Origin of the sequence: Bradyrhizobium canariense (assembly GCF_900105125.1) — a bacterium.
Classification (GTDB): Bacteria; Pseudomonadota; Alphaproteobacteria; order Rhizobiales; family Xanthobacteraceae; genus Bradyrhizobium; species Bradyrhizobium canariense_A.
In genome coordinates this window covers 7815066-7841944 of record NZ_LT629750.1, presented here as the reverse complement: position 1 = coordinate 7841944, position 26879 = coordinate 7815066, and the positions used below count along the sequence as shown (strand labels likewise).

The window sequence follows — 26879 nt, the reverse complement described above, 5'->3', positions numbered from 1 at the left end:
TGCGATTTTCTGATCCAGTTCTACGAACAGCAAGGTGGCGAGGACTCCGGCTTTCAATTCGACATTGCCGGCAAGACCACGACACTGTCGGATTGGAGGCTCAAGCGTCGCAGCGATGTCATCCTGGCAGTGCCCGAAATTCGCGATCTCATACGCAACCAGATCGTGCGCCGACTGCTTCCCGAGATAGAGCGATATTTTCAGTTTCAGGTTACGCGAATGGACCGTTACATCGTCGCTTGCTACGACAGCGAGGTCGGCGGCCATTTCCACCGCCATCGACAACCTCAATGCCGGGGCGCAACATCGGCGCTTCGCCGTCTCGATCAATCTTAACAGCGACTTCGACGGGTGCGATCTGATGTTTCCGGAGTTTGGCCGCAAGGTCTACCGGCCGCCGGATGGCGGTGCCCTCGTGTTTTCATGCGGCGCGCTTCATCAGGTGACGAAGATCACTCGCGGGAAACGTTACGCGTTCCTGGCGTTCCTCTACGGAGAGGAAGACGCGCAGAAACGTGAAGCCAATAATTCAAGGCTGCATATCGGCGAGAGACAATACCTTGGGGATCAGGACCGCTTGTTCCCGGAGGACGCCGAGTTGCACCAAATGACACACGTTGCGTAGCGAGTAGCTTTCCACTTCTGTGCAGCCGCAACGGCTGAATCGCCGGCTACTGCGATTTGTATCCCGGAACGTTCAAACATGATTTTGCGCCGCTCTCGCTTCGTTCATCAGTTGCCTGTTAGCAAGGACCGCACGTTGATCGTCCATGCGATCAGCCATATGCGCTTGCCAGCCGATCGCGATATCAGCGCGCTTGTGGAATATTTTGCTGAACCCCGGCGCATTCCAGAAGATTGCGATGCCATGACGGCCTTGCTTCCGAATACCGGCGACCCGCCAGCGATGTTGCGCGATGCCGTCGAACGCTCGGTCATGGAATTGCTGTCGCGTGAAATTCTGACCGAGAAGACTCCGGAGGAAGAATTGGCTGCGGTCGGCGCCAAGCTCGCCTCCAGCCATGGACGCGATCCTGCTGAAATTATCGATCGCTATCGCCGCGATTTGAAGGAAGGAGCGGAACCTTATTGGGCCGTCGGCGCTTCCTATGGCCTTGACGATTTCAGCGAAGCCCGCAAACGCGTCGACATCATTCTGTTCGGCGATTGCGACATCCAGATGGAAGCTGATTTTCTGCGCCGGGAGGCGGCGCGCCGAAACGTCGATTTGCGTGTATCGGCGACGTTCCCCGACGACATTCGTTTTGCAAGCGAGCACAAGCACGACGCCGTGTTGATCGGCGCGTTGCGGGCTCGACATCTTGTCGCCGAAGACCTCGCCAACGGCTTTAATCCTCATGCCGCCTACATTGCTCATGCCACCGAGCTTCTAACCAAGCTCCGCGAGCTGACATCCGCCCCCATCCTGATCGATAATCTGCCTGAACCGACAGTGCAGCCGCTGGGACTTGCAGAACGAGGCGTGAAGGGACACCGTACCCGGTTCCGGCTGACGAATGTTGCCCTTGCCGAACTCCGCGAACGCCTTTTCTGACGTTTACGTGGTCGACATAGCCGCCGCTCTGGCCGCGGTGGGCTCTGAAAGGCTGCTCGACGATGGACAGGTGGGATTCACCCATTTCGGTTCGCCGGGGTGGATGCTGCAGCGGCCGGAAAGTGAAAAGGCTGCCGTCCACGATATCTTCCCGGATACAGCTCCGCTGGCCCACGCCGTTGGTGGTGACCCTTACTGCCGTGAGACGGTTGTAGCGGAGAAGCATATCGATACACTGGTCACCGTAACGGGAATCGGGCGCAAGAAATGCGTTATTCTGGATCTTGATGGCACCTTGTGGCCGGGTGTGCTTGCAGAAACCGGCAGTCCATTTGCATGGACGCCGCAAATCAGCGGCGCGTTCTCCTTTATCGGGCTCTATTTCGGCCTGCATGAAGCGCTGCTGTGTCTCAAGAAGCGCGGCTTCGTGCTCGCCTGCGTCAGCAAGAACGACGAGGCGACTGTGCGCGAGTTATGGAAATATCCTGACCATTACCCGACACAGCGATTGCTCAAGCCTGATGACTTCGTGACATTACGCATCAACTGGAACAATAAGGTCGACAATATCCGCTCGATAGCGGAGGAATTGGGCTTCGGGCTCGACACATTCCTGTTCATCGACGACAGTCCCGTTGAACGCGACCGCGTCCGGCAGCGATTGCCGGAGGTGGAGGTCTGGGGTGAGGATCCCTTCGGCCTGCGCAGGCGTCTGCTCAACGATCCGCGTTTACAGATACCGACCATTACCGCGGAGGCGACGGCGCGCAGCGCGCTGGTCAAGGCGCAGATCGCAAGGCAGCATCTGCGAGCCGAAATTGTCGGAGAGGCGCAATATATCGAATCGCTTCAGATTCAATGCCGGATCGAACGCCTGACCTCGACCTCAACGAAATTGGCAAGGGTCGAAGAACTGTTTCAGCGCACGACTCAGTACAATACAACAGGCAGAAAATTCTCCTCGAGCGAATTGGCCGCGCTGGTCGGAAACCCGAACGCGCTGCTCTTTGCGATCGACGTGTCGGACGCTTGGGAGACCACGGGATGGTAGGCGCCGCCGTCATTGTCGACCACGAGATCGTCGGGTTCGCGGTCAGTTGCCGCGCGCTGGGAATGGGCATCGAGCATACCTTCCTGCGCCATATTCTGGATGAAATGAAGGATTCATCGGTCCCCCCTGCGCGGGCGAATAATCCCAACACCGCGCAACATCCCCGCACGTAATCTCTACCGTGACAATGGTTTCGCGGAAGCAGAATGCGGACTTTGGGAATTCGCAGCACCGACGGCCAGCCATGGCTTGTCGAGGCCGTCAGTTTTCACAACGTCTGTGGTAACACCTCTCGGATCTGGCGCGACAGCCTGACTTGAGGCCGTCACCCGCGCCAAGGCGGACGAAGGCCAAGTATTGCGCTTGCCGTCACGAGGACATGCGCTGGCCACTCGTCCGCGGCCGAAGCGCTTGACACCCAATGAAACGTGGCTTTCAGAATACCGGTAGCAGAAAACGAAAACACCGGGAGGGAAGCGCCATGGCGCGAAAGCTGATCGATATTTCCGTGCCACTGCAAAACGACGTGCCGGCCGATCCGCCGGGCATCCATCCGGTCATTCAGTACAACGACCATCAGAAGAGTCTGCCACGGATGCTGGGCTTCTTCGAAGGCCTGAAGGCGGAAGATCTGCCCGATGGACAGGGCTGGGGCGATGGAAACCGTGGAGCTTTCGACCCATAACGGCACGCATCTCGACGCGCCCTATCACTATCACCCAACGATGAATCGTGGCGAGCGGTCATGGACCATCGACGAGGTGCCGCTGGAGTGGTGTCTGCAGCCCGCGGTGGAAGCTGGACTTCCGTCATTTTCCCGACGGCTATGTCGCAACTGCCAAGGATGTCGAAAACGAACTCAAGCGCATCGGCCACACGCTGTCGCCGCTCGAGATCGTCGTGGTCAACACCAGCGCCGGCGCCAAATACGGCCGGCAGGATTATGTCAATTCAGGCTGCGGCATGGCTACGAAGCCACGATGTATCTGCTGGAGCGCGGCGTGCGCCTCACCGGCATCGATGGCTGGAGCTGGGACGCGCCATTTGTCTACACCGCGAAGAAATTCGCCGAGACCGGCGATGCCAGCCTGATCTGGGAAGGCCACAAGGCCGGACGCCACATCGGCTACTGCCACATCGAAAAACTGCACAATCTGGAGCTCTTGCCCTCGACCGGATTCACGGTGTCGTGCTTCCCGGTCAAGATCGAGCGGGCTTCGGCCGGCTGGACCCGGGCCGTTGCAATCATCGATGGATGAAGCGTGCACGCAACCCCATCGATGCGACACAACGGGCCGAATGCGTCAGTGGACTTTGACGGTTCGGATTGGCGTGTCCGGTCGCGCGAGCTGTGTCGGAGCCGTTCGCGGTGGGCCGAACTCGGCCTGCACGGCCTCAGAGATCCAGCTTGATGCCAAAGGTTGGGTGATCGCCAACCCGACCAGCGCGATCACGAGAAGCACCGGCAATGCAAAAAATCCGACGCTCCAGCTCCGCTCGGTACGGTCCTGGTTTTCGTCTCTTGGATCGAATGAGCCGTGCATGGTAGCCTCCACGGAATGGATCTGCCTCACCGTGGACTAGCGCAAAGCGGCTCAAACGAATGTTAGCTGCATCACATTGGCGGCGATAAACATCTGGAAGTGAGCTGGCACCGGCCGGCATACGACACGCGTTCCCCCGCGCTCCGGCATTTTCTGATTCACTCAGAACCGAAAAGCTCTAGTCGCCCTCGCCCGCCGATCCTGCTTCGGCCAATGCCAGAAGCGGCGCGGTATCGAGCACAACGATGGCCCCGTGTTCGAGGCGTACCCAGTTTCGTGCCGCCCAGACCCGCAACTGCTTGTTGATGCTTTCGCGGGTCATGCCGACCATTTCGCTGATTTCCTGTTGCGTAATGGCGATCGTTCGGCCGGCCGGCGCGAGCTTGTACTTCTCCGTCAGGCGAATGAGCGCACCGGCAAGCCGGCCCGGCAAATTCTGAAGAATGACCTGTTCGACCTGGTCGCTGGTCCACCGCAGCCGCGTGCAAAGCAGCTCGATGATTTTCATGCTGAGCGCCGGATGGCTTGCCACGAAAGGAAGAAAATCGCGACGGTCGATCGCCAAAATCTCGCAACTGGTATTCGCGATGGCATCGGCTGTCCGGACCTGCCCATCCAGCACCGCGATTTCACCGAAAGGCTCGCCGGCGCCGATCAGATTCAAAATCGCGCTGCGGCCGTCGGCGGAGGAGATGCTGATCTTCACCGTGCCGCTGATCACCGCAAACAAACTGTTGCCGGGATCGCCCTTGGAAAAGATCGTGGCTCCCCGTTTCAACGTCGAATGCTTGGCGTAGCGGCAGAGCTGGTCGAGCGCTTCCGGCTCGAGATCGCAAAAAAAACGGATGCGCGCGCAGGACCGACAGCGTGCTGCGGGCAGCTGACCGCAGCTCAACCTTTTTGTCGTGGGGAACGCTTGTCACTGTCATTTGACGAGTTGCGTCTTCCATCATCGAGCGATCACAGGCGTGGCCGATGAGAGTTCTCAATCCGCCGCATAGGTATACGCCAGCATCGTGCGCACAGCAACAAAGGGACTGGATTTTCGCTAAAGTTTCAACGAGTTGCTAGGGAAAATTGCGACCCTCGGTTGACGCTATATTGGCACACCACCCGGGGGGCGGCGCATGCGTTCGGGGTCACCGCCTCAATGTCGCAAATGCCTTACTCGTTAACAATACCCATTTCCTTGATCACGCGTGCATATTTGGCGAGTTGATCACGCGTCAAGGCGCCCAGTTCCTCAGGCGAGCTGCCGCGCGCCGCGAGACCCACCTCCTCCAGCTTGCGGCGAACTTCCGGATCCGCGAGCGCCTTGATAACTTCCGCGTGCAGCCGGTCGACGATGTCTTTTGGCGTGCCTGCCGGGGTCAGGATTGCAAACCACGAATTGAACAGGAAGCCGGGCAGACCTGATTCCGAAACAGTGGGCACGTCGGGAAACTGTGGCAACCTTTGCTCGGTAGAGACACCGAGCAGCTTGACCTGGTGACCGCGCACCAGCGCGGCGACAGTCCCCAGCCCCTGAAAGGCAACGGGGATTTGGCCGCCCGCAACATCGGTCGCAGCCTGTGTCGCACCCTTGTAGGGCACATGGGTCAGCGATATCCCGGCCTCGGATGCAAACATCGCCATCGCCAGATGCTGCGGGCTGCCTGGCCCTCCCGAACCGTAGTCGATCTTGCCCGGCGCCGCCTTTGCGGCGGCGATCAGATCCGCCGCGGTCTTGTAGCTGGTCTGGTTGCTGGCGATCAGCCCCCACTCCACCGTGGCGACAAGCGATACCGGCTCGAAATCCTTCAGGATGTCCCAACGCATTTTGGATTGCAGGTTGGGCACCATGGTCATGATGCTGTCATTGAACCCGCCAATCGTGTAGCCGTCCGGCTCCGCCCTTGCGACCTGCTCTGCACCAATCAGCCCCGAGGCGCCCGGCTGGTTGATGATGACGATTTGCTGGCCCATGTTATCGGCCATCTTCTGCGTCACGATGCGCGCCGCGACATCGACCGCGCTCGCCGCCGCCAATGGCACGATCATCCGGATAGGCCGGTCAGGATAGACCGACTGCGCATTCGCACTGGAACTGACAAGCAGCGCGAGCGCCGGGACGAGCGAGTGCAGCAAGCGCATCCCAAGCCTCTCCTTCTAGATGGCGTTTCCGAGCAGGATCTTTTTTGGGCATGATTGCTCTATCCCCTCCCGCTTGGCAATGTGCGCGATGAAGAAACAAGAAAATCTTGCCGGCCTATCGGTCGCCGGCCACAGGAAACGTTGGCCGCGCGCCAGGGAGCACGAGAATGACCACCCGAAGAAATTTCTTGAAGGGCGCGGCTGCGACCGGAATTGCGTTTTGCAGTTGCGGCATGCTGGATGCCGCCCGCGCTCAACCGGGGACGGCACGCCTTCCGGTCAAGGTCGACGGCAAGCGCGTTAGGACCATCGACGTTCACGCTCATTGCTATTTCCATGAAGCCATTGATCTGATGGGCGATGAGGCCAGCAAGGTTTTGCCGCCGGTCAAAGGAGTTCCCGAGCACTTCATTGTCATCGAGCAGCGTCTCAAAGAGATGGACGCGATGGCGATCGATATGGAGATTCTGTCGATCAATCCTTTTTGGTACGGCAAGGATCGCGATACGGTCGAGGCGATCGTCAATCTACAGAACGAGAAGCTGGCTGAACTATGTGCATCGCGTCCGGACCGGTTCGGGGCCTTCGCGTCGCTGGCGCTGCAATTTCCCGATCTCGCGGTTCATCAGCTTGAGAACGCGGTCAAGAAGCAGGGATTGCTTGGCGCGGCCATCGGCGGCAGCGTGGCCGGGACCGACTTCTCCGATACAAAATTTCACCCTGTATGGGCCAAGGCCGAAGAACTCGGCGCGGTTCTCTTCATCCATCCGCAAAGCACGCCGCAACTCGCGTCACGCTTCAAAGGTAACGGCTGGCTGTCGAATACGATCGGCAATCCGCTCGACACCACGATCGCTCTGCAACATCTGATCTTCGAAGGAACGCTGGACCGCTTCCCCGGCCTGAAAATCCTCGCGGCACATGGAGGCGGGTATCTCGGTTCCTACGCTGAGCGTAGCGACCATGCCTGTTTCGTGTCGCCGCAAAATTGCGATTCAAACATCACGCTGAAAAAGAAGCCTTCCGAATATCTGAATCAGCTCTATTTCGACGCCATGGTGTTCACCCCGGAGGGATTGCGGCATCTGGCAGCACAGGTCGGGGCCAGCCAGATCATGCTCGGTACCGATCATCCAATTCCCTGGGAGCAGCATCCGGTCGACCACGTCTTCGCTACAACGTCGCTCACCGACAAGCAGAAGGTGGCCATTCTTGGCGGCAACGCAACGCGCGTGTTTGACTTGAAGGAAACGTGACGCAGATCGTCCGGCTTTGCGTCGGCCGGTTTCCTGCGGGACATTTCCGGCGCCAGCGCGGCCAAACCCACCGATCTTTGTAAACGCCGCCTTTACCAAGCCAAATCGTACACCATTTCGACTCATGGAACGTTCACACACGGCCGTCATCGTCCGACCTAACAAGGGGATGCTGACATGTCGCGAATATTTGCCCGCTTTTCGGCGGCGATAGCTCTATCGTTACTGCTGACCGCTTCGGCCAGCGCGACGCCGACTTGTCTGCCTGACAAACAGCCCTTTGAACTGACCGGTGACACCGTTCATTGGACGATGACCATCGCGCCCGGCGCCGACTGTATCCAGGGCCTGCGCTGGTCATACATGCAGATCTATAATGTTTCGGTCATGACGCCTCCGAAGAACGGCAAGATCGTCATGGTCGGCCCCGGCTTCCGGTACTTTGCCAATCCCGGGTTCAAGGGATCGGACACTTTCGCGCTGTCCGTGCTGGGAAAGAACAAGCGGAACCCAGGAAACTCGACCGTCCAGATCGAAGTCAAACCGGGATCATCCGGCGTACAGCTGTTGTCTTCGAATTAGACCGAATTCGGACACAAGCAACCGTGCCCGCTTAAGTCAGCCGCGCCAGGACGTCAGCCCGCTCGAGGGTTAATCTCAGAGCTTCGTCTGATACGTGGGTATAGATTTCGGTGGTAGCAATGCTGGAATGTCCCAGCATTCGCTGAACAAAGCGGATATCGACGCCCGTCTCGATCAATAGAGTCGCAGCCGTATGCCGAAGCATGTGCGGCGTGATCCGCCGCCCAAGTCCGGCTTCTAGTTCAGCATATCGCCGAAGCTTAGACCGTATCGATTGAGGTTTGATCGGTAGACCGCGACGATTCAAGAACAGAGCCACAGAGGAGCCCCCCTCCTTTCTTCGGCTTTTAACAAGGCCGTATAGCTCAGTCCTTAATGCAGGATCAGCTATATAAGCAACACGGTCCCGGGACCCTTTTCCTTGAATTCTGAGCGTCGAGCCGTCCGGCGAAACGTCTTCAATCCGTATCTTGCATAGCTCGCCGACCCGCACGCCCGTGCAAACCATGAGACGCACAGTAGTCGGAAGATAACCTTCCACGCGGTTGTGGTTAAGCCCCGATTTGACTCTGAAGGACGACAACAGCGACGAGACTTCTCCTCGCGATAGTGTCCTCGGCAACCGCTTTCGCCGCAAAAGCTTTGGCTTCCACTTAGCGAACGGGTCTGGAGTTTTCTGAGCATCGGTCGCATGCCGAAAGAACACTCGAAGGCACGCGAAACGGCGACGTACAGTTGCAGTGGTAAGCTTTCGTTTACCGACCAGTTCAGCAAGATATTCTTTTAACGTGCCTTCAGCGACATCTGCCATAGCGACGTCCGCCCGCAGCCATTTGCGGAAATCGGACAAGTCTGCCGAGTACGCCTGTAAGGTGTGGTGAGAGAGTCGGCGCTCATTGGTACAAAACTGCAAGAATTCGTCTATTGCCGCACGCACTGCATCCATCCACTCATCCAAGATGAGAACGCGGGCTTCTCGCGCGACTCGCACGGTTTAGCCACCGATCTATGCAGTCAGGATTAACGGTTCTCGGTTAAGAAACCGCCGCTTTTAAGAACTGCAATCCACCGACTCCACTACGCACAACCTTTACGCACTCCGGCAGCCAGAAAGATTGAATTACACATAACTCGGAATTATGCGCAGAGTTAACGCCTCCTTCGAGCTCAGACTTCTTGGATCAACGCCCGCCGACCGCGCAGACGTGGATAAAGCCCTGGCAATATTCATAAAGAATACGTCGGCGTTGTTGCGAACTAAGACAAATCAAATCAGGCAGAAGATCGCCAATCCCATCACCGCTGAAGGAATTTTTTATTTCGCGGCTTTATGTCGGTCGAAGACCGTTATTGGCTTTGCAATGTTCGGCTACTACCCGCACTCCAAGCTAGTTGTTGTGGACCATATGGTGATAGACAACGAGCAACGCGGTGCGGCCGCCTTTTTCATATTTGTACAATTGCTTCACGACACAATTCAGAGTTTAGGTCTTGAGATAGACTTCACTGCTGTAGAACTTGAGGACGGTAACGAATACGGATCAGAGCAGACCGGCGGCAACGAGTTGGTTCGTCTTCTCGGCCAAGTCGGCTTTGGAAAAGTCCATGCTGAGTATTTTCTTCCCAATATTGAGGCGGTTAACTACGAGGCACGGTATGCCGGAGTCTTGATGCTTCGTGGAAGTCAAAAGCTGTATCGAATTAGGAGAGAGGATCTACTGCAAATTTCTCGGGGCATACTGTTCGAGCACTATCTTCCGTGGTACCGTGACTTTTTGGGAAAGCAGACAGTAGCCTACCAGAATTATTTAGAAGAGTTGCACCAAGAGTTTGCTACGCGTCTTGGCAATCAGTCCACGATAAAAATTAACGGTCCCGAGGTCGACTCGTTGATAGTTAGCCCCGCCATTCTAGCGTCGCGCTCCTTCGAATTCCGCGTTGGGCAATATATAGTGATGTTTGCCGCTGTTGTGGCGATTGCAGGGGCCGCGATTTGCGCACTGAAAATCTCTCCAAGCTCGGCTATACCAATGCTGATTGCCTTAGTAGCGGTATTCGGAGGGATAGTGGCAATAAGTAGCGGAAGAGCTTTTGAAGTCTTTGAGGCCACTATTCAGTTGCTACGCGGCGGCAAACAAAAATTGCGCTATCAGCAACCTGAGGTGCCAGCCAAAAATTCCGGAACAGCACGTCCGCGATTGCAAAATAAGCAGAAAAATTCGGAGATCGCGACACGCGATAAGCTAGACTAGACAGAATATGAAAGTATCTGGTTCTTTCAATTTTGAATCCATATGCGGCGAGCATTCGCTGTACAAATTGGTTGGAATAGACCCAATACTGTTCCGCGCCCTTGTAGAAGGTGGTGACGAATGCGGCGTCAGCTCGATATGCCTTTGAACCGAGAAACTCCCAACTATTGCTAAGCTCCACGTGAAGTACAAGGACCCCGTGGTTTTTCGTCACTAAAGAAAACTCGTTCAATGCCTCTTCGAGCGAACAGTAATTAATTACGGGTCCAACGCAAATGGTGAGGTCCGACACGCCAGGCAAAAGCGGCAAACTCTCGGCGCTCGCGCAAACTGGCCATGTCGATTGGCGGAGCCGCGCCTCGGCGATGTCGACTTCGACGCGACCGCATCGGGAATCGAAATAGGAATAGCCTCCGGACCCGACATCGACAACGAGACGACTGCCATCGTTGAGCGCGGAAAATTGTCGTGAAATAGTGAACATCTCTTCGTCAATTTGTCGCTTGCTCCATGCGTGCCAGCGATCAGATCTGTCCCAGACCTCCCCGATTTCGTTGTACTTCTTTCTAATCCGCTGCAAATATGACGGTTGAGTGCGCATAATTCCGAGTTATGTGTTGTGCGGCTTCACCTAGCCGCTGAAAAGACCCGTTAATACTATTTAGACGAGAATAAAAGGCAATCTCTTAGATTTGCCCCTTTAGGAGCATTTTACTCACAGCAACTTGCCATCCGGCCCAAAAAACGGGTGCGGGCCACCAAAATTCCCGATCGGGACGTGATGGGTGACGACGCTGCCAAAGCCTTCGCCTGGAAACCAGGTGTGAAGGTGGAATGCCGGCGGCTCGACCTTGAAGGACGGCTGCCGCAATTCCGCGAGATCGAGATCAACCGCGTGATTGGGCGCCGGGCAGATCGTGGTCGGCACACCCGCAAACATCGTCAGCGTTGCGCGGTGAACGTGCCCGGTAGCGATGAGCCGCACGCGCGAATGGCGCCTGACGATCGGCGCGAGCTCGCTTGAGTTCAGGAGGTTCTGGCGATCCATGTGCCAGATGCCGGTAACAAACGGCGGATGATGCAGAAACAAGAGCGCTGGCCGGTCCGCGGACGATGCCAGCGTGGCGTCGAGCCATTGCAAGGTTGGCGCATCGAGTTCGCCATGCGGTTTGCCCGGCACGCTGGAATCCAGCAGCACCAGATCAAGCCCGCCGATTTCAACCTTTTGGTTTAACGGCCCAGACGCCAACGCGTAATCGGCTTGCGGGAATGCCGCCCGCATCAGTTCGCGCGAATCGTGATTACCGGGAATACCGGCGAACGGCAGCTTGAGCGGCGCCAGCAAGCGCTTGAGATAATCATATTCCACTGATGTCGGCGTGTCCGCGAGATCGCCCGAGATCACCACGAAGTCCGGCGCTGGACTAAACTCGTTCAGGGCTGCAACACAGCGCTCGAGTGCTTTCGCGGTATCGACGCGGCCATAGGCGAGCGATCCCGGCGGCTTGATATGGAGATCGGAAATCTGCGCAATGCGAACTGGTTTCGACGACATCGGCCTTCTTCAATTTTCCGGCGGCAACAGACGAACGGTATCCGGCGCGATCAAAAGCCCGACCTTTTCGCCGGCCTGGGCCTTGACCGTATTTGGCGCATCGACAGTGAGAAGTCTATCGGACGCGCCGCTGATGATCATGCGCTGGCGATCGCCGATGAAACTGACGCTGTCAATCATTCCCGAAAGCGGTGCGTCGGCCGCTCCAACGACCGCAATGGTTTCCGGACGGATCATGGCAACCGCGGCGGGCAAGCTTGCATCACCGCAGATCGGTTGCTGGCCGCCGGGCAGCACCAGATGGCCGTTTTCGATGCGCGCTTCGATAATGTTCGCGGCACCGATAAACTCGGCAACGAAGCGGCTGGTCGGCGCGAAATAAATCTCGCGCGGCGTTCCGATCTGCGCAATCGCTCCTTTTTGCATCACCACGACGCGGTCACCGAGCTCCATGGCTTCGGCTTGATCGTGCGTGACATAGATCGTGGTGATGCCGAGCGCGCGCAGCAGGCGGTTGAGTTCGCCGCGCAGGCGATCGCGCAGGGCGGCGTCGAGCGCGGTCAAGGGCTCGTCGAGCAACAGGATGCCCGGCCGGATCGCGACCGCGCGCGCGAGCGCGACACGCTGGCGCTGGCCGCCGGAGAGCTGGTCGATGCGGCGATTTTCGAGCCCGGTAATATTGGTCAGCGCCACCAGTTCGGCCACGCGGGCCGACCGCTCTTTTTTGCCGACGCCGCGGATCTTCAACCCGTAGCCGATATTGTCCGCAACGCTCATGTTCGGAAACAGCGCGTAGGACTGAAACACCATGCCGACGTTACGCTTCTCGATCGGCACCGACGTCATGTCCTTGCCGTCGAAGAGCACCTTGCCGCCAGCATCGGGCAATTCGAGCCCGGCGATGATGCGAAGCATCGTGGTCTTTCCGCAGCCGGAGGGGCCGAGCAGGACCAGCGTTTCGCCGCGCGCGATATCGAGGGTGGCAGGCTCAAGCGCGCGCGTGCCGTCGGTAAACGTCTTGCCGCATGCCTCGATACGCACCGAAGCGCCATGCCCAGCCGCCACGTTCATTTGCCGTGCCCTCGATCCGCAAACATCTGCATCGCGACAAGAAGCGGAATGATCATGACAAAGAAAATCAGCGTATAGGCCGAAGCCACTTCCAGCCGCATCGACGCGTAGCTGTCGGCAAGCCCGATTGGAAGCGTCTTGGTCAATGGCGTATGCAGCATCCAGGTCAGATTGAATTCGCCGAGCGACAACGTGACCACCATCAAGGCGCCGGCCAGAATGCCCGGCACGGCATTGGGAACGATGACGTCGAGAAAGCGCCGCGCCGGCGATGCGCCCAGCGACGCCGCGCCTTCGTCGAGCGTCTTGACATCCACGGTTGCGAATACCGCCATGACGGAGCGCACCATGAACGGCATCGTGAAGATGACATGACCGCTGAGAATGAAGAGCCACGAGCGGCGGAAACTGCCAAAACCCTGATAGGTAAAGAGCAGCCCCAGCGCGATCGCGAGACCGGGAACCGCGATCGGCAGTGTGATGATTTCTTCAACGATCCGCGAAAGCCGGCCGCCGCTGGTATGCAGCGCATAGGCCGCGGGAACACCGACCACCAGCGTAACCGCAAGGGTCGCGAACGCGATCACAAACGACAGGAAGATGGTGTCCGCATAGAGGTCCCAGACCTGAACTACCCATTGCAGCGTCACGCCCGAGGAAATGCCGCGAAAGTAATTCACCGTGACGCCCGCCGAAATCGACAGGATCGCCGGCACTACCAGGAATGCCGCAACACCGAGCGTAAACACAAGTTGGCCCGAGAAAATCAGACGATCGCGCATGATCTCATCCGGCCGCTGCGACCGTGCCGCCGCTGAACGAGCGGGCTAGCGCCAGGATCGCCCAGGCGATGACGCCCAGTCCGACCGAGAGCGCGGCCGACGTGGCAAAATTCGCCGCCAGGGTGAATTCGGTATAGATCAGCATCGGCAGTACATCGATATTGGTCGCGAGCGTAAAGGCCGTGCCGAACGCGCCCATCGCGGTTGCAAAAGCAATCGCGCCTGAGGCGACGAAGGCCGGTCCAAGCGCCGGCAGCACGACATCACGCTGCACCGCCCAAGGGCTCGCGCCGAGCGAGCGAGCAGCTTCCTCGAGGCCAACGTCGAGCTTCTGGACCGCCGCCATGATCGTGAGGATGACGCGCGGAATCGAGAAATAGAGATAGCCGAGAAACAGCCCGTAGATCGAATAGGCAAAGACGATCTTCTCGCCGAACAGGCGGTTCGAAAGATCACCAATCAGGCCCTGGCGTCCGGCGAGCAGAATAATCAGAAAGCCGACGACGACGCCTGGAAACGCCAGTGGAAAGGTCAGCATCGCAATCAGCACCGCCCGGCCGGGAAAGCGATGGCGTTGCAGGAACATTCCGGCGATCGTCGCGATGACAAGCGTGACGATCGTGGTCGCAGCCGCCAGCAGAACCGTGTTGATCAGGGTCGCGCGATAACGCGGCTCGGTCAAAATCGAGAGATATTCGGCCAGCCCCTGCGGGCCTTCAGCGCCCACCACGACCAACCGCGCCATCGGCAACAGGAAGAACGCCGTCGTCACCACGGCAAGCGGCAGCAGGCACAGCCAGACAAAGGATTTATGCGACATAATGGAATGGCGCCCCTAACGGAGGGCGCCATAATGCATCAGCGGACCTCGGCGAGATAGCGGTCGACGAAGGCTTTTTGCACGTTTTCCATCTCGCCCCAATCGACCGCCTTGGCGCGGGCATAGTCGCTGTCGGGGAGGAATTTGGCCTTGACTGCCTCGGGCAGTTCGATGGGACGCGCCGGCCGCAGATAAGCGTTGGTCCAGATCGCCTGCCCCTTGTCGGACAAGAGATAGTCCAGCACCTTCTTGGCCTTTTCCTTGTCCGGAGCGTTCTTGACCAGGCCCACGACATAGGGAAACACCACCGACCCCTCGCACGGGATCACAAATTCAAAATTGCCCTTCTCTGAATATTTGGCGCGGTAAGCGTTGAAATCGTAATCCAGCAGGATCGGCATCTCGCCGGAAACCACGCGGGCAAAAGATGTCTGTTTGGGAACGATCGGATCGTTCTTCTTCAGCTCCTTGAAGAAACTGATCGCGGGATCGAAATTAGAAGCGGACCCTCCGAGCGCCAAATTGATGGCCACCGCCCCGACATATCCGACCGCGGCCGACGATGGATCGAGATAACCCACCATGCCGCGATAATCCGGCTTCAAGAGATCCTTCCAGCAGGCCGGCACTGGCTTGCCGCCGAGTGCATCCTTGTTGACGAACAGCCCGAGCGTGCCGGAATGAATCGTGGTCCAGTAACCGTCGGGATCCTTCAAGCCGGCTGGGACCTGGTCCCAGTGCACGGGCTTGTATGGCTCGAGCGCATCCTGCGCTTTTGCCTTCATGCCGAAAGTGACGCCGAAATAGCCGATGTCGCCAACCGGGTTGCTTTTCTCGGCCAGGATCTGCGCCAGCGCCTGACCCGAATTCTTGTTGTCGTGCGGAATATCGTAGTTGAGATCGGTCTTGATGGCCTTGAGCATGGAGGCCCAATCCGCCCATTCCGGCGGACAATTGTAGCAGACGACGTCGGCCGCCTTGGCAGAATGCAGCGGCGCCAACAGCGACAGCGCCAGCAAAGCCAGGACTAAACGGACAGCCTTCATGGAGGTAGCTCCGATCAAAAGAGGATATTCGCAACACGGGGATTTCAACACCAACCGAGACCCCAAGTATAGGCCGCGTATGAAGGATTTGCGACGATCGGATTTTGCTCTGCAGCAACGTCCGGAAGATCGCCCCCTCACCAGCATATCCGCCCCCTTGAACCTTCGGCCGCGCCATCGCGACACAAGCCGTGTGCCGGGTTAGCCGATGCGTGGCACGAGGTCCTTGGCATGGGGTTCTATGGAAGAGCTATTCGAATTCATGTTCGGCGCCAGCGGGCGCATCAGCCGGGCCAAATACTGGCGCTCGGTTGTGATCTTCAGCGTCGCTGGGCTATTTGCCGCTATTATCCTGTTTACCGCTGCCGGCCTTGCCGCGCCGCTCTTTATCATCATGGTCGTGATTGTATTCATCCCATGGCTGATGTGGGGCTTTGCCATCAACACCGAGCGACTGCATGACCGGGACAAGAGCGCGTGGTGGTTGCTGCTGTTTTACGGAATGCCGGCCGTGCTGAGCCATCTCGCGAAAGCGGCCTGGTTTGCCGGAGCGGTGGGCCATTCGCTGCTGCAGCCCGTTCTGGCGCTAACTGGCTTTGCGCTCACGATCTGGGGCTTTGTGGAGATCGGCTGCCTGCGTGGCACCGCCGGATCCAACCGATATGGCGCCAATCCACTTCTGCAGTCCAAGCGAGTTGGCCGCTTGAGCTAACCGGCGATGCGATGGATCAACCCGCCGCTAACGCGGTGGCCCAACTGAAATCGTAATGCAAACTCGCCGCTTTCATGATGACCGCAGCCGCCAGCACAAAAATGATCTGCAGCAGGGTTTTGGTCGTGAAAACCTTGTTCAACAACGTCATGTGATGCTCCGTTGCGCTCCTATAGGACATCGGAATGCGCGGCACAATGCCGCCGAAAAGACCCAAAAACGAAAAAAGGCCCGATGGCCATCCGGCCACCGGGCGAATCAGAACGTCGATGTGCAAGGGCGTGACGAGCCTCAAATACTTACGTCGGAAACAGCCTCTCTCTCACGCGATCGACTTTCGCCAGTACAGCGTGTTCGGCCAGGCCCAGGGATTTTGAGGCTGGTACAGCCGGTAGCCCGCGCGGATAAAGTTGTTCGCCGAAGCGAGATTGTCGGTGGTATCTGAAATCACGCAGTTCCAGCCATTGTTCCGGGCGCGCGATTCCATGGCGCGCATCAGACGCAATTGTAGCGCGTTGCCGCAATGCTTCTTCAACACGCCGACACGGGAGAAATAACCGGCATTGTAAGCGCGCGTCGATGGAATAACGCCGGCAAAGGCAACCGGCTGCACCCCTTCGAAGGCGAGCCACCAATGCCCCTCCTCGAAATTCGGAATGGACGCGCCGTCGAAGAATGTTAGCCGGTGCAGATCAGCCAGCGTATCCGCGATGTCGTCATCATGCCCATCAACCTCGCGAATCCTGTACATCGACACTCCCTAAAACCTCAGATTCCTGGTCGTGCGGATCTTTCATTTCGCGCATCAAGGGTGCTGCCGTGAAACGGCCGGGTGATACGCGTTGCCAGCAGATCAAGTCTGGTGAATGATACCGCAATGAAAATCCGCGACGCCGTTCCGGACGATGCGCCAGCCGCCTGTCAGGTCATGCGGCGGTCGATAGCGGAGCTGTGCACCGCCGACCACAACAACGATGCCACCATTCTGCAGAAGTGGCTGAGCAACAAGACACCCGAAATATTCAAATCATGGATCAAGCCGGATAACTCGCTGCTCGTCGCCGTCGACGGCGACAGCATCCTGGTAGTGGGCTGCGTCACCAGCGCAGGCCGGATCACGCTTAATTTTGTGTCGCCGGATGCAAGATTTCGCGGCGTCAGTTCGGCACTGCTGACCGCCCTTGAACACCGCGCGGTGGAACGCGGCAATGAGCACTGCACGCTCGAGAGCACTGAAACCGCGCGCCGCTTTTATCTGGCGCGTGGATATTGCGAAGACGGACCTGCGGGCGGCAAGTTCGGAACGGCTGGCGCATATCCGATGTCGAAGCGCCTGACGGCCCAGGATAGTTGAATCGCCTGAATCCGCTAGCGCCTGGACGCGCCGCAACGCGGCGTCATCACGTTGATCCCGCCAAGGACGAAAGAGCCCGGTCGATCGATTGCGTGACGATCACCGCTGAGCGCTCATCGAGATGAATACCGTCGGACCAGCGCAGCTCCGCTCTCGGATAATCGATCTTCAGCCACCGATCGGGATCAGGAAATGCGCTGTGGACGATCTCATGCGTGATTTTTACCGATCTGGATTCTTCCAGCCGATCCGAATAGGGCAGCTCGAAAAGCAGCACACGCGCACCCCGCTGCTCTACCGCCTGGATCAAATGCTGAATTCGCATGACGTTCGTGCCCGCCGCGACCGTCGGGTCCTCGGCGTTCTGCTCTTGAAACGCGCGATCCACGTAGACGTGATTGTCGAAATCGCTCGGCGGCTGCTTGAGCAACTGGCTGAGGGCGAGAGACACTCGCGCATGGGTGAGCGGTATATGATTCCAATTCTCGTAAGCGGCGACAGCGGTCCTGATCGGACGGAAAAATAACGGATCGGTGTTGCCGCTCCGCGAATACTTCTCGACCAGCGCGCTATCGACCGCGCGGGACAACACATTCGCTTCGACCAGGATGATCCTGGGCAGACGTGGCTGGCTCGCGACGATCTCCAGCCCCGTCACGGGTGAACCGCCCGCGAGCGCGAGATTTCGCAGGCTCGGAGTTGCGAAATATTCCTCCTTCAGACGAAAGGTGAGCGAACTTCCCACCAGCACGACATCGGGAATGGGCTCCCTGGCATACCGGTTCAAGGTAATCAGCGTGCCGTCGCGGGTAGTCGTCGCCGGCAGTTGAAGTCCGTTGCCAAACCAGGCTGTGGCGGCACCGCACGCAAGCAGCAGCACCGCGGCAGTAAAACCGCATTTGGCGAACCATCGGATGGCAATCATCTGCATGCGCCAGCTCAGAACTGAAAATAAATGAAGGCGGTATCGGGACCGGCCTCGAGATACATCAAGGCAGCCATCGCACCATAGAGATATGGCTCCGCACCGCACAACGTTCGCTCGAACCGCGGGTGCAAGGCAAGATGCTGGATCATGACCGGCAGCGAATAGAGCAAGGCCAGATTATAAAACAGCTTCGGCGGATTTGGGTTAGTGCTCGGCGTGAACATGCCCCAGAGATAGCTGATGGCGTGATCGAAGTTAGGCAGTTTGAAGAAAATCCAGAGCATGGTGACGCAGATAAAGACGAAACCGATGCGAACTCCCCGAAATACAACCGAATCGAGCGACTGAAGCCGCGCCAGGAACGGCCGCTCGATCACGAGCAAAAGCCCATGCATCAGTCCCCACGTCAGATAACTGGGGCCGGCACCATGCCAGAGACCGCCGAGCCCCATCACGATCATCAGATTCAAATAGGTTCGGAGCGGGCCATGGCGATTGCCGCCGAGCGGAATGTAAAGATAGGTCCGCAACCAGCTTGATAACGAGATATGCCAGCGCGTCCAGAACTCGGAGAACGACGTGGAGATGTAGGGAAGATTGAAATTGACCGGCAGCCGATAGCCGAACAGCAATCCAAGGCCGATCGCGATCGCGGAATACCCGAAGAAGTCGGCGTAGATTTGATAGCCGTACAGGAAAACCAGCAGCCACCGGTCCTGCGTCTGAAGCGTCTCGTAGAGCGGGAAATCCATATAGGACGTCATCTCGTTGAGATTGTTCGCGACGTAGAGCTTGAAAAAGAAGCCCGTCAGAATCCACTTTGCGGCATCGATGAACGGAATATCCGCAAAATATTTCGGCTGGATTTGCGGCATGAACATTTCGGCGCGCGTAATCGGCCCCGAAACGAGTTGTGGAAAGAATATGATGTAGAGAAAGATGCTTTTAAGGTCCGGGGCGGCGGCCTTGCGCCTGGTCAGGTCCACCAGCAGACTGATGTTATGGAACACAAAAAATGAAATCCCGATCGGCAGCGGCAGCCGCAACAGGAAGTCGAAGCCGGCGACGCCGGTCAACTCGGTCGATGCCGGCGCGACGAACAGGAACTTGTACTTGAAGAACGCCAGCAGCAGAAGATTGAAGGCAATCCCCACGGGCAACCACAGGCGGCGATTCCGCAGCGCCAAAATCAGCAACAGATAGGTTCCGATAACGGCGACCGCCAGCAGCGGCAAAAGTTCGGGCTGGCCGTAGCCGTAGAAGAACAGGCTCGCGAGAACCAGTAACTGGATCTGGAACGTTCTGAGCGGCGGTAGGTAATAGGCCCCAAATACGATCGCAACGAAGAGGCCGAATTGCCACGATGTGAAGGTCATGCCGCCCCATTGATCATAGGGGGTATTTAGCATCGCAATTGCGGGGTGGATAGTCGCCGCTTACGGGACGCCGATCAAACAATCGCGTGGATTATTTGCCGAACGCGGCCTTGACGCCGAGCCACGTGGCGCCGAGAAGGCCGGTCACGATTATCGTAATGACGGCGCGGAACGTGTAATTCTGCGCCTGTTCAACGCTCTTGCGCCACCGCCTCAGATGGCTGAAATCGGCGCGCAGCTCAATTCTATGGATCAGCTCCAGCGCTCCGTCATCGCCGCTCTCCAGAGGCTGCGTTGCCTTGCCCCAGCCGCGATCGAGAATGGCGTTGGCCGCCGACACGCGCGCGGCCGGCGTCGCATCCTTGCAGCGCATGACGCCGACCAGCACATTGATCGCGGTGCGCGTATGGCTCCGGGCGAGCGATCGAATTTCGGTGAGGGTTTTGGACATGGGGCGTTGACTGTTAATTCCCGTCATGGCCGGGCAACGCGCGTCTTCGCGCTGGATGTCCCGGAGAGCGTCATTCCTTTGGCGCCACATATTCACACGGTGCGGTATCAGCATGATCCATTACGAGATCGTCCGGCGGTCGCGCCGATCGGAACGCGATGGTTGGAAAATCCGTCTGTTCGCGATCATGCTTCGGACGCGGAATGAACTGGATGATTTCGGCACTCACGACAAACCCTCCCACAGCGCGATGACAACAAGGCCGGCCAGCGCGAGCGATATCAGATACGCGGTCATGCTGGCCTCACTCTCCTGCCGTCATTGCGAGGAGCAACGCGACGAAGCAATCCAGTTGTTCGTTGCGGCGACTGGATTGCGTCGCGCTCGCTCACACTGACGCGAAAAAATATGCGGCATGATCGCAGTTGGCGCGATCATTTCAGGCGCGAACCCTATCTCCATCGATGGAGGCCGCGTGCGGTCGTGGACCTTGGCCACGCCGCGTGCCGTCGCGTTCGCGCGCGCCGGCTAATAGGCAATCAGACATGATGGTTCGGACGGCGGCGCGCTGACGACGCCGGGGCGACGATGGGGAGATGCAGCGTCTTGACGTGCGGCCGCCGTCCGATTCGAAAAACCCAAACAAAAAACCCGCGGCGGATATCCGCTGCGGGTTTTGCGATTGTTGCGATGATGCCGATAAGCCCCTGATTTGCCCGGCGAGGCAAGTCTTTTTCAAAAACAAATCGCGCGCACAGAGAACGAGCGAAGAAAACGAACCGTGCGATTGAAAAAGCCCGCGACCTTTTTCGGGCCGCGGGCTGATTTTTCCGACGATGGATTTATGGAGGTGATTTGCCCGGCGTCACAAGCTTTTTGTCGGAGCCTGATTTATACTGGGCCATCATAGCCGGCGAACAGGAGTGCGTGCGATGCCTGCCGATGGACTGATCACGATACAGAGCAGCTTTGGTCCGGAAGAGACCATGAAGAAATTCGCGGCCGCGGCTCAATCAAAGGGCATGACGATCTTCGCGCAGATCGATCACGCGGCAGGCGCGGCGCAGGTCGGCCTGTCGTTGCGGCCGACCGCCGTGATCATCTTCGGCAATCCCAAAGGCGGCACGGCGCCGATGCAGGCCGCGCAAACCACCGGCATCGATCTGCCGCTGAAAGCACTGGTGTGGCAGGATGCTGATGGAGCCACCTGGCTGTCGTATAACGATCCGGCCTGGATCGCGAAACGTCACGGCCTGCAACACGAGGCCGAGGCCGCGTTCAAGGGCATGAGCGACGCGCTGCATGCGTTCGCCGCTATGGCAACCAAGCCTCAGATGGCTTGAAATCGCTGCAACTGTCTGTCCGCCAACAGGTCCGGCACATGGCGCAGTGCCTGATGCTGGATCAGCAAGTCAGACTCACATACAGCTTACCCCGGCACCGGCGAACAACGCGCGACGCGTGAGGAGATGGTGCTCGTCGACCGTCAGCCAGTCATCGGTCATCGCAACCCGGGTTCCCGGGAGTGTTGTCCACAGGGATCAGCGTGTCATCAAGCCACCGGGCCTGCTTTAATAATGAACCGCTCGAATTATCGGATATGCTTTGCGCAAATATTTAGCTGAGGCATTGCGATGAAATGGGCGAGTGAACGCGATAATTTGATCGCGCAAACCAAAGCATTTGTTCAATCCGTGAGCGTCCGCAGGGCGGAGACCGTGACGGCCGCTGCCTCGATTCGGTCTGTCGCGATCGAGAATCCCTTTTCCTTCGTGAATCCGGCCCCTGAAAGGCCAGCGGTTTCGATCAGGCCAATCGAGAGGGTCGAGCCGGCGAACGTCCCGCCGCCGGTTGAACCGGCGCCGATCAAAGTAGCCGTTCAAAGCGACATGCGAAAAGAAATTCAGAGCCGGGTCGCGGCGTTTCAGGCGCATCAGCACCGCTTCCACCGGGAGCGCGAGGCCTATTTCAATTCCGTCTTTACCAGGGTTCGCTCGGTCATCGACAACGACCCCAAAACGCCGCCGGGTGGATTGGATAATTTCTGAGGCTTGGCGCTTTTCGATTCGCGCCGTCTCATTCGATCGCCTCGTCGGCGGTGGCGAGCAGCGTCGGTGATATCTCGATGCCCTGTGCCTTCGCCGTCTTGAGGTTAATCACCAATTCAAATTTGGTCGGCTGCTGCACCGGCAGGTCGGTCGCCTTGGCGCCGTTCAGAATGCGATCAACATAGGTCGCTGAGCGATAGAACAGGTCGGCATAGTCGATGCCGTAGGACATCAATCCGCCGGCCGCCGTGAACGAACGGTCGAAATAGACGGCGGGCATACGGTGCCGTGCAGCGGAGGCGATGATCGTGTCTCGATGCACGATGGTGAAGATATCGGTCAGAACCAGCAATCCGGCGCGTTGTTCGCGCGCAAGCGCCGTCATCGTCGTCTCGATCTCGGCATCGTCACCGCATGGCGCGATTCGCGCCGTCACGGCAAAGGACGGCGCGGCCTCCTCGATGGCGCGCCGCATCAGGCCGGCATGGGGCGTGGTGGCGGGGTTGTATAGAACCGCTATGCGACCAACGGGCGGCGTAATCTGCGTCAGCATTCCCAGCCATTTGCCGGCCATCGACGGGTCAAAATCGCTAAATCCGGTGACGTTGCCGCCAGGGTGCGCCAGGCTTGCAACAAAGCCCTGGCCAATCGGATCGGTGACCATCGCAAATACAATCGGGATCGTCGCCGTTTTCTTTCGCAGCGCCACGACGGAGGGGCTGGATTGGGCAAACAGCGCGTCGGGCCCGAGCGCCACCAGTTCGCCTGCGTAGCGTTCGAACAAGGCGGGGTCGCCGCCGGTCCAGCGCCAATCGATCCGCAGATTGCCGCCCTCACGCCAACCGAGGGCGCCGAGCCCGCGCACCAGTGCGGCGGCGAACCCCTGCCCCACGGGATCGTTCTCGTGATTTGCCAGCAGCACACCGAGGCGGCGGATTCCGTCCCGCGGCTGCGCCCTCGCGACCAGCGGCCACGCGAACGAGCCGCCGAAAAGCGTGAAGAAATCGCGCCGCCGCATGTGCCCCCTGAAAAGACGCCTCTCGAAGATTCGAAGCCGGGCACTGCAAAAGCCGTGCGGCCGGTGTCCCGAATCTGAAACTTGCTTATACCGCCCCACTATTTCGGGCGCACCCTGAATTCCAAAGCGGCGATTCCAATGCGGCTCTGGTCCGGGCCTGCTTCAGACCTCCGCCGGACGCGAGGCCGGTCGTTCACCAAGGCTGTCATCCGGCTGACACCCATTGCGGTTGGAGGCCGGCCCGTCGCAAGCTCATCGAGCTCGAGCCTGCAAGCTTCCTCTTAAGCTTGCCACAATCATTTCGATTGGCTTATGGTTTTCGGGGAGCGGGGCGCACCAGCCGAACCGGTCTTCATGGAGAAACACCGATGTATTTCGTGGCCGCGGCCCTGGTAGTGTTGGCTGGTCTGTTCTATGCGGCAGGCAATAACGAGATCGGCGATCTCGGCGTCGAGATGTGCCGATATGGCAGTACGTTTTGCGACAGTCCGATTTACGTTCTGGTGGGCGCCGTCCTCGCCGGGTTGTGGGGCGCTTTTGTCAGCATACGCTGACACCGATCTACGCTCAGCCCAATCTATTGAGGAACCTGGTCAACCGGTTGAGCCGGTTTCGGCCCGGGAGCGACCGGCTCGATCGCGGCCTTCGGCGCCGTCGGCGTGACCGTTGCGCCGACCGCCTTCGCCGCAGCGCTGGTGGTGCCGTAATTCACTTCAGCGGTTTGCAGATGCGGTTTATTCCACGGACCGTGATCGACCAGCAGCATGGCGAGTACGCCGAACACGGCAACCGCCATCGACGCGATTATCGGGCTGCGTCGCCTGTACATCGCATGATCCTTATTCCCAGCAGGTTTGTTCATGGCTCGCCTGACTTTGCTGTGGCTGTCGTAAATTAAGACAAAGCGAGGGTGATCGTTCCGCGCGGGAGGTCGACAAATAGACTGGGCTTGAGGGAACCATTTCCGGCGCAGATGAACTTGTGACAAGGTGACTTGCGACATGCAGGGTGAACTTGCGACATGAAAGAGAGCCCGCTTCACAGCCGGCCTCCAAAATTAATTCGCGCCAGGCGAGGCGCGATGGCGTGGGGGCTGGCCGGAAATCGACTATGTCCGGCGCGAGTTTTGGTTTAGATTGAAGGTGCGGGCGCGATTTTTTCCGACGGCCTGAAACAACACTGCATGCGCTCCGTGATTGACCAGGAGGATAGCCATGCGATCGTTTCAGAGCGTTGCAGCGAGCGTCGCATTCTCGGCGCTGATGGCAGCAGGCGTGACCTGCGCCCACGCCGAAGACGAGCCGGTCGCCGTTCGGTTGGTCGATCAGATGAACGCGCTTTACGGCGCGCATCCTGGCGTTCGCGCCAACCATGCCAAGGGCGCCGTGTTCGAAGGCACGTTCACGCCGGCGCAAGGCGCCGATGCGCTCAGCTCGGCTGTCTTTCTCAAAGGCGCGGCCACGCCGCTGGTGATTCGTTTTTCCAATGCGGGCGGCGTGCCGAGCGCGCCTGACACCGACCCGTCGACCGGTGGCATCCGCGGCATGGCGATCAAGTTCCATCTCTCGGATGGCGGCGAGGCTGATATGATCTGCATATCGGCAAACGGGTTTCCGGTCGCGACCGGCGAGGACTTTCTCGCCCTGTTACAGGCGGTCGGCGCCAGCGGTCCCGGCGTGCCCAAGCCGACGCCGGCCGAGAAATTCCTGTCGGCCCATCCGGCCGCGCTCGCTTTTGTCACGACGCCGCGGCCTGTGGCAGTCAGCTACGGCACGCAGCCCTTTTTCGGCGTCAATGCGTTCAAGTTCACAAATGCGCAAGGGACGAGCAAGTTCGGCCGTTACCGTATCGTGCCCGAGAGCGGCGCCGCCTATGTGAGCGACGAAGAGGCCGCGAAGCGTCCTCCGAATGCGCTGGCCGACAATTTACGGGCATCACTCGAAAAGGGACCGGTCAAGTTCCGCCTCATGGTGCAGGTTGCCGACGCCGATGATCCGGTCACGGATGCCACGAAGATCTGGCCGGACAGCCGGCCGACAGTCGAGTTCGGCGAAATCGCCGTCGTCAAGGCGCTGGACACGCAGAAAGTCGAGAACGAGTTGCTCTACTTACCAACCAACGTGACCAGCGGCATTGATCCCTCGGATGATCCGATCATCAACACGCGCACCGAAGCCTACGCGGAATCGTTCGGCCGCCGCACCAAATAGATTTGCCTGGCTAGGCGCCGATCGATCACACCCGGAAAATCTTGGCGTAGCGCGCCTTGATATCCTCGCTCTGCGCCAGCACCGCGGCTGGATCCGATTTGAGCAATTTCAGCGACGACAGCGGCCTGTGACCGGGCTTGTCCTTCACCTGCGAATGGAACGAACGCAGGCCGTAATTGTCGACCAGCAATTGTTGTCCCTCGGCGCTGAAGAAGAAGCTCTGGAACAGCCGCGCCGCATTCGGATTGGGTGCGTTTTTGAACACGGCGCAGGGAACGATGATCAGCGGTGAGCCTTCGGTCGCATACACCACCTCGACCGGCTTGCCGTCGTCCTTGGCGAGCAGCAGATTGTAGTCATTGCCATCGGCCATCACGGCGCGCTCGCCAAGCAGGAGTTTCTTCGGTGGGTCAGCCGCGGATTGCACCTGCATCACCTTTTGCTTGCCGAGGCTCTCGAAATACTGCCAGCCGAGTTCGCGTTCGAGCACGAAGGTCGCCGTCATGATAGCGCCGCTATAGCCGGGATGCCCCTTCACGATCTTGCCCTGCCACTTCGGATCGAGCAGGTCGGCGTAGCTCTTGGGCGCGTCTTCGGGCTTCACCAGAGTCGTGTTGTAGCCGATGGTCTCGAGCCAGGCGCACGAGGTCGCGTAGGTGCCGTCAGGGTCGAATTGATCCGCCGGGAAATATTTCGCGACGTCATCAGGAAGGTAAGGCGCGAGCCAATCCTTGCCTTTCCAGTCGAGATAATGCGCGGGGTCGGTGCTATTGGCGACATCGACCGCGTTGATGCCGCTACTCTGCTCCTGCGCGATGCGTTGATAGATCCGCTCCGCGCCGGAGCGTTCGACATGGACCGATATCCCCGGATATTTGGCCTCGAATGCCTTGCCCAGCCGCTCCGCGACGTTGAGCTCGAGCGCGGAGTAATAGGAGATCGTGCCTTCCTTCTTCGCGGCGTCGATCAGCTCGGGCGTTACGCTCGATGGCGGCGGCGGCGCCGCCCTCACCGGCTCGGCGAACAGCGTGACAGCCGCAAGCGCGGTCGAGGTTTTCAGAATATCGCGTCTCGACCAGTTTCGATCAGTCATGATGTTTCCCGTGGTGTTTCCCGTGCGTTTTTATTGCGCGCA

32 protein-coding genes and 2 pseudogenes are annotated in these 26879 nt (G+C 58.7%); 14 read left to right on the top strand and 20 right to left on the bottom strand.

Annotated features, from left to right (window positions below; all coding sequences use genetic code 11):
* The coding region (locus tag BLV09_RS37670) for a hypothetical protein (RefSeq protein WP_167559038.1) at positions 1–279 on the bottom strand (279 nt) is incomplete at its 3' end.
* A gap of 82 nt (positions 280–361) precedes the next feature.
* On the opposite strand from BLV09_RS37670, the gene BLV09_RS36890 reads away from it, so the two are divergent.
* From BLV09_RS36890 to BLV09_RS36870, 5 genes and pseudogenes are all read left to right on the top strand, one after another.
* The gene (locus BLV09_RS36890; protein WP_146690926.1) at positions 362–625 is read left to right on the top strand and encodes a hypothetical protein; all 264 of its coding nucleotides are present in this window, start codon (positions 362–364) and stop codon (positions 623–625) included.
* Positions 626–760: 135 nt separating this feature from the next.
* The gene (locus BLV09_RS36885) at positions 761–1555 is read left to right on the top strand and encodes an NAD-glutamate dehydrogenase (protein ID WP_167559036.1); all 795 of its coding nucleotides are present in this window, start codon (positions 761–763) and stop codon (positions 1553–1555) included.
* Positions 1556–1562: 7 nt separating this feature from the next.
* Positions 1563–2606: an HAD-IIIC family phosphatase gene (locus BLV09_RS36880; protein ID WP_167559035.1), complete on the top strand. Its 1044-nt coding sequence runs from the start codon at positions 1563–1565 to the stop codon at positions 2604–2606.
* Positions 2600–2779, top strand: coding sequence for a hypothetical protein (locus tag BLV09_RS36875; protein ID WP_146690923.1), 180 nt, complete (start codon positions 2600–2602; stop codon positions 2777–2779). Before BLV09_RS36880 ends, BLV09_RS36875 begins: the two co-directional genes overlap by 7 nt.
* Before the next feature lie 308 nt (positions 2780–3087).
* Positions 3088–3865: pseudogene (locus BLV09_RS36870) on the top strand (cyclase family protein).
* A 45-nt stretch (positions 3866–3910) separates the two neighbouring features.
* On the opposite strand, the gene BLV09_RS36865 reads toward BLV09_RS36870, so the two are convergent.
* The 3 genes and pseudogenes from BLV09_RS36865 to BLV09_RS36855 form a co-directional block, all read right to left on the bottom strand.
* The gene (locus BLV09_RS36865; protein ID WP_100382948.1) at positions 3911–4150 is read right to left on the bottom strand and encodes a hypothetical protein; all 240 of its coding nucleotides are present in this window, start codon (positions 4148–4150) and stop codon (positions 3911–3913) included.
* Between the two features lie 178 nt (positions 4151–4328).
* Positions 4329–5079, bottom strand: a pseudogene (locus BLV09_RS36860) (Crp/Fnr family transcriptional regulator).
* Positions 5080–5314: 235 nt separating this feature from the next.
* Positions 5315–6283: a Bug family tripartite tricarboxylate transporter substrate binding protein gene (locus BLV09_RS36855; protein WP_197685015.1), complete on the bottom strand. Its 969-nt coding sequence runs from the start codon at positions 6281–6283 to the stop codon at positions 5315–5317.
* Between the two features lie 167 nt (positions 6284–6450).
* Between BLV09_RS36855 and BLV09_RS36850 the strand changes: the two genes are divergently transcribed.
* Both BLV09_RS36850 and BLV09_RS36845 read left to right on the top strand, forming a co-directional pair.
* Positions 6451–7539, top strand: a complete 1089-nt coding sequence (locus BLV09_RS36850; RefSeq protein WP_146685858.1) for an amidohydrolase family protein — start codon at positions 6451–6453, stop codon at positions 7537–7539.
* Positions 7540–7716: 177 nt separating this feature from the next.
* Positions 7717–8121, top strand: coding sequence for a hypothetical protein (locus BLV09_RS36845; protein WP_100382950.1), 405 nt, complete (start codon positions 7717–7719; stop codon positions 8119–8121).
* 31 nt (positions 8122–8152) lie between these two features.
* Here BLV09_RS36845 and BLV09_RS36840 read toward each other — a convergent pair whose 3' ends face one another.
* Positions 8153–9067: a tyrosine-type recombinase/integrase gene (locus BLV09_RS36840; protein ID WP_146685857.1), complete on the bottom strand. Its 915-nt coding sequence runs from the start codon at positions 9065–9067 to the stop codon at positions 8153–8155.
* Between the two features lie 259 nt (positions 9068–9326).
* On the opposite strand from BLV09_RS36840, the gene BLV09_RS36835 reads away from it, so the two are divergent.
* Positions 9327–10373, top strand: a complete 1047-nt coding sequence (locus BLV09_RS36835; protein ID WP_146685856.1) for a hypothetical protein — start codon at positions 9327–9329, stop codon at positions 10371–10373.
* Between the two features lie 715 nt (positions 10374–11088).
* Here the strand turns inward: BLV09_RS36835 and BLV09_RS36830 are convergent.
* Genes BLV09_RS36830 through BLV09_RS36810 form a run of 5 tightly spaced genes read right to left on the bottom strand, consistent with a single transcriptional unit; the run spans position 11089 to position 15647 of the window.
* Positions 11089–11928 carry a phosphodiesterase gene (locus BLV09_RS36830; RefSeq protein ID WP_146685855.1) on the bottom strand — a complete coding sequence of 280 codons (840 nt, stop codon included), beginning with the start codon at positions 11926–11928 and terminating at the stop codon, positions 11089–11091.
* 9 nt (positions 11929–11937) lie between these two features.
* Positions 11938–12999 carry an ABC transporter ATP-binding protein gene (locus BLV09_RS36825; RefSeq protein ID WP_146685854.1) on the bottom strand — a complete coding sequence of 354 codons (1062 nt, stop codon included), beginning with the start codon at positions 12997–12999 and terminating at the stop codon, positions 11938–11940.
* Entirely contained in the window at positions 12996–13781 is a 786-nt protein-coding gene (locus BLV09_RS36820; protein ID WP_100382953.1) for an ABC transporter permease, read from the bottom strand. The genes BLV09_RS36825 and BLV09_RS36820 overlap by 4 nt, the downstream gene beginning before the upstream one ends.
* A gap of 4 nt (positions 13782–13785) precedes the next feature.
* Positions 13786–14601 carry an ABC transporter permease gene (locus tag BLV09_RS36815; RefSeq protein WP_100382954.1) on the bottom strand — a complete coding sequence of 272 codons (816 nt, stop codon included), beginning with the start codon at positions 14599–14601 and terminating at the stop codon, positions 13786–13788.
* 38 nt (positions 14602–14639) lie between these two features.
* Positions 14640–15647 (bottom strand): ABC transporter substrate-binding protein, encoded by a 1008-nt coding sequence (locus tag BLV09_RS36810; RefSeq protein ID WP_146685853.1) that lies wholly within the window; start codon positions 15645–15647, stop codon positions 14640–14642.
* A 241-nt stretch (positions 15648–15888) separates the two neighbouring features.
* Here BLV09_RS36810 and BLV09_RS36805 point away from each other — a divergent pair, with 241 nt between their 5' ends.
* Positions 15889–16359 (top strand): DUF805 domain-containing protein, encoded by a 471-nt coding sequence (locus tag BLV09_RS36805; protein WP_167558571.1) that lies wholly within the window; start codon positions 15889–15891, stop codon positions 16357–16359.
* Between the two features lie 16 nt (positions 16360–16375).
* Here the strand turns inward: BLV09_RS36805 and BLV09_RS38560 are convergent, their stop codons facing one another.
* Together BLV09_RS38560 and BLV09_RS36800 are read right to left on the bottom strand one after the other, a co-directional pair.
* On the bottom strand, positions 16376–16510 hold the full coding sequence (locus BLV09_RS38560; RefSeq protein WP_283806822.1) for a hypothetical protein: 135 nt from the start codon (positions 16508–16510) through the stop codon (positions 16376–16378).
* Positions 16511–16681: 171 nt separating this feature from the next.
* Positions 16682–17110, bottom strand: a complete 429-nt coding sequence (locus BLV09_RS36800) for a GNAT family N-acetyltransferase (protein WP_146685851.1) — start codon at positions 17108–17110, stop codon at positions 16682–16684.
* A gap of 126 nt (positions 17111–17236) precedes the next feature.
* On the opposite strand from BLV09_RS36800, the gene BLV09_RS36795 reads away from it, so the two are divergent.
* Entirely contained in the window at positions 17237–17713 is a 477-nt protein-coding gene (locus tag BLV09_RS36795; protein ID WP_146685850.1) for a GNAT family N-acetyltransferase, read from the top strand.
* 46 nt (positions 17714–17759) lie between these two features.
* Here the strand turns inward: BLV09_RS36795 and BLV09_RS36790 are convergent, their stop codons facing one another.
* From BLV09_RS36790 to BLV09_RS37665, 4 genes are all read right to left on the bottom strand, one after another.
* Positions 17760–18644, bottom strand: coding sequence for a hypothetical protein (locus BLV09_RS36790; protein ID WP_146690922.1), 885 nt, complete (start codon positions 18642–18644; stop codon positions 17760–17762).
* Between the two features lie 8 nt (positions 18645–18652).
* Entirely contained in the window at positions 18653–20017 is a 1365-nt protein-coding gene (locus tag BLV09_RS36785; RefSeq protein ID WP_167559033.1) for an MBOAT family O-acyltransferase, read from the bottom strand.
* Between the two features lie 91 nt (positions 20018–20108).
* A complete protein-coding gene (locus BLV09_RS38400; protein ID WP_100382962.1) occupies positions 20109–20468 on the bottom strand; it encodes a hypothetical protein in 360 nt (119 codons plus the stop codon).
* A gap of 70 nt (positions 20469–20538) precedes the next feature.
* Positions 20539–20697 carry a hypothetical protein gene (locus tag BLV09_RS37665; protein ID WP_157809986.1) on the bottom strand — a complete coding sequence of 53 codons (159 nt, stop codon included), beginning with the start codon at positions 20695–20697 and terminating at the stop codon, positions 20539–20541.
* Positions 20698–21400: 703 nt separating this feature from the next.
* Here BLV09_RS37665 and BLV09_RS36775 point away from each other — a divergent pair.
* Positions 21401–21811: a DUF302 domain-containing protein gene (locus tag BLV09_RS36775; RefSeq protein ID WP_146690920.1), complete on the top strand. Its 411-nt coding sequence runs from the start codon at positions 21401–21403 to the stop codon at positions 21809–21811.
* A gap of 344 nt (positions 21812–22155) precedes the next feature.
* Here BLV09_RS36775 and BLV09_RS38395 read toward each other — a convergent pair whose 3' ends face one another.
* Entirely contained in the window at positions 22156–22338 is a 183-nt protein-coding gene (locus BLV09_RS38395) for a hypothetical protein (RefSeq protein ID WP_244548932.1), read from the bottom strand.
* 19 nt (positions 22339–22357) lie between these two features.
* On the opposite strand from BLV09_RS38395, the gene BLV09_RS38390 reads away from it, so the two are divergent.
* A complete protein-coding gene (locus BLV09_RS38390) occupies positions 22358–22516 on the top strand; it encodes a hypothetical protein (protein WP_244548931.1) in 159 nt (52 codons plus the stop codon).
* Between the two features lie 28 nt (positions 22517–22544).
* Here the strand turns inward: BLV09_RS38390 and BLV09_RS36765 are convergent, their stop codons facing one another.
* Positions 22545–23534 carry an ABC transporter substrate-binding protein gene (locus tag BLV09_RS36765; RefSeq protein ID WP_146690918.1) on the bottom strand — a complete coding sequence of 330 codons (990 nt, stop codon included), beginning with the start codon at positions 23532–23534 and terminating at the stop codon, positions 22545–22547.
* A 368-nt stretch (positions 23535–23902) separates the two neighbouring features.
* Between BLV09_RS36765 and BLV09_RS36760 the strand changes: the two genes are divergently transcribed.
* Positions 23903–24088 (top strand): hypothetical protein, encoded by a 186-nt coding sequence (locus BLV09_RS36760; protein WP_100382967.1) that lies wholly within the window; start codon positions 23903–23905, stop codon positions 24086–24088.
* A 23-nt stretch (positions 24089–24111) separates the two neighbouring features.
* Here BLV09_RS36760 and BLV09_RS36755 read toward each other — a convergent pair whose 3' ends face one another.
* Positions 24112–24363 carry an SLC19 family protein gene (locus tag BLV09_RS36755; protein ID WP_244548930.1) on the bottom strand — a complete coding sequence of 84 codons (252 nt, stop codon included), beginning with the start codon at positions 24361–24363 and terminating at the stop codon, positions 24112–24114.
* 385 nt (positions 24364–24748) lie between these two features.
* Between BLV09_RS36755 and BLV09_RS36750 the strand changes: the two genes are divergently transcribed.
* Positions 24749–25744: a catalase family peroxidase gene (locus BLV09_RS36750; protein ID WP_146690916.1), complete on the top strand. Its 996-nt coding sequence runs from the start codon at positions 24749–24751 to the stop codon at positions 25742–25744.
* A 25-nt stretch (positions 25745–25769) separates the two neighbouring features.
* On the opposite strand, the gene BLV09_RS36745 is transcribed toward BLV09_RS36750, so the two are convergent.
* A complete protein-coding gene (locus BLV09_RS36745) occupies positions 25770–26837 on the bottom strand; it encodes an ABC transporter substrate-binding protein (RefSeq protein WP_146690915.1) in 1068 nt (355 codons plus the stop codon).
* Between the last annotated feature and the right edge of the window lie 42 nt (positions 26838–26879).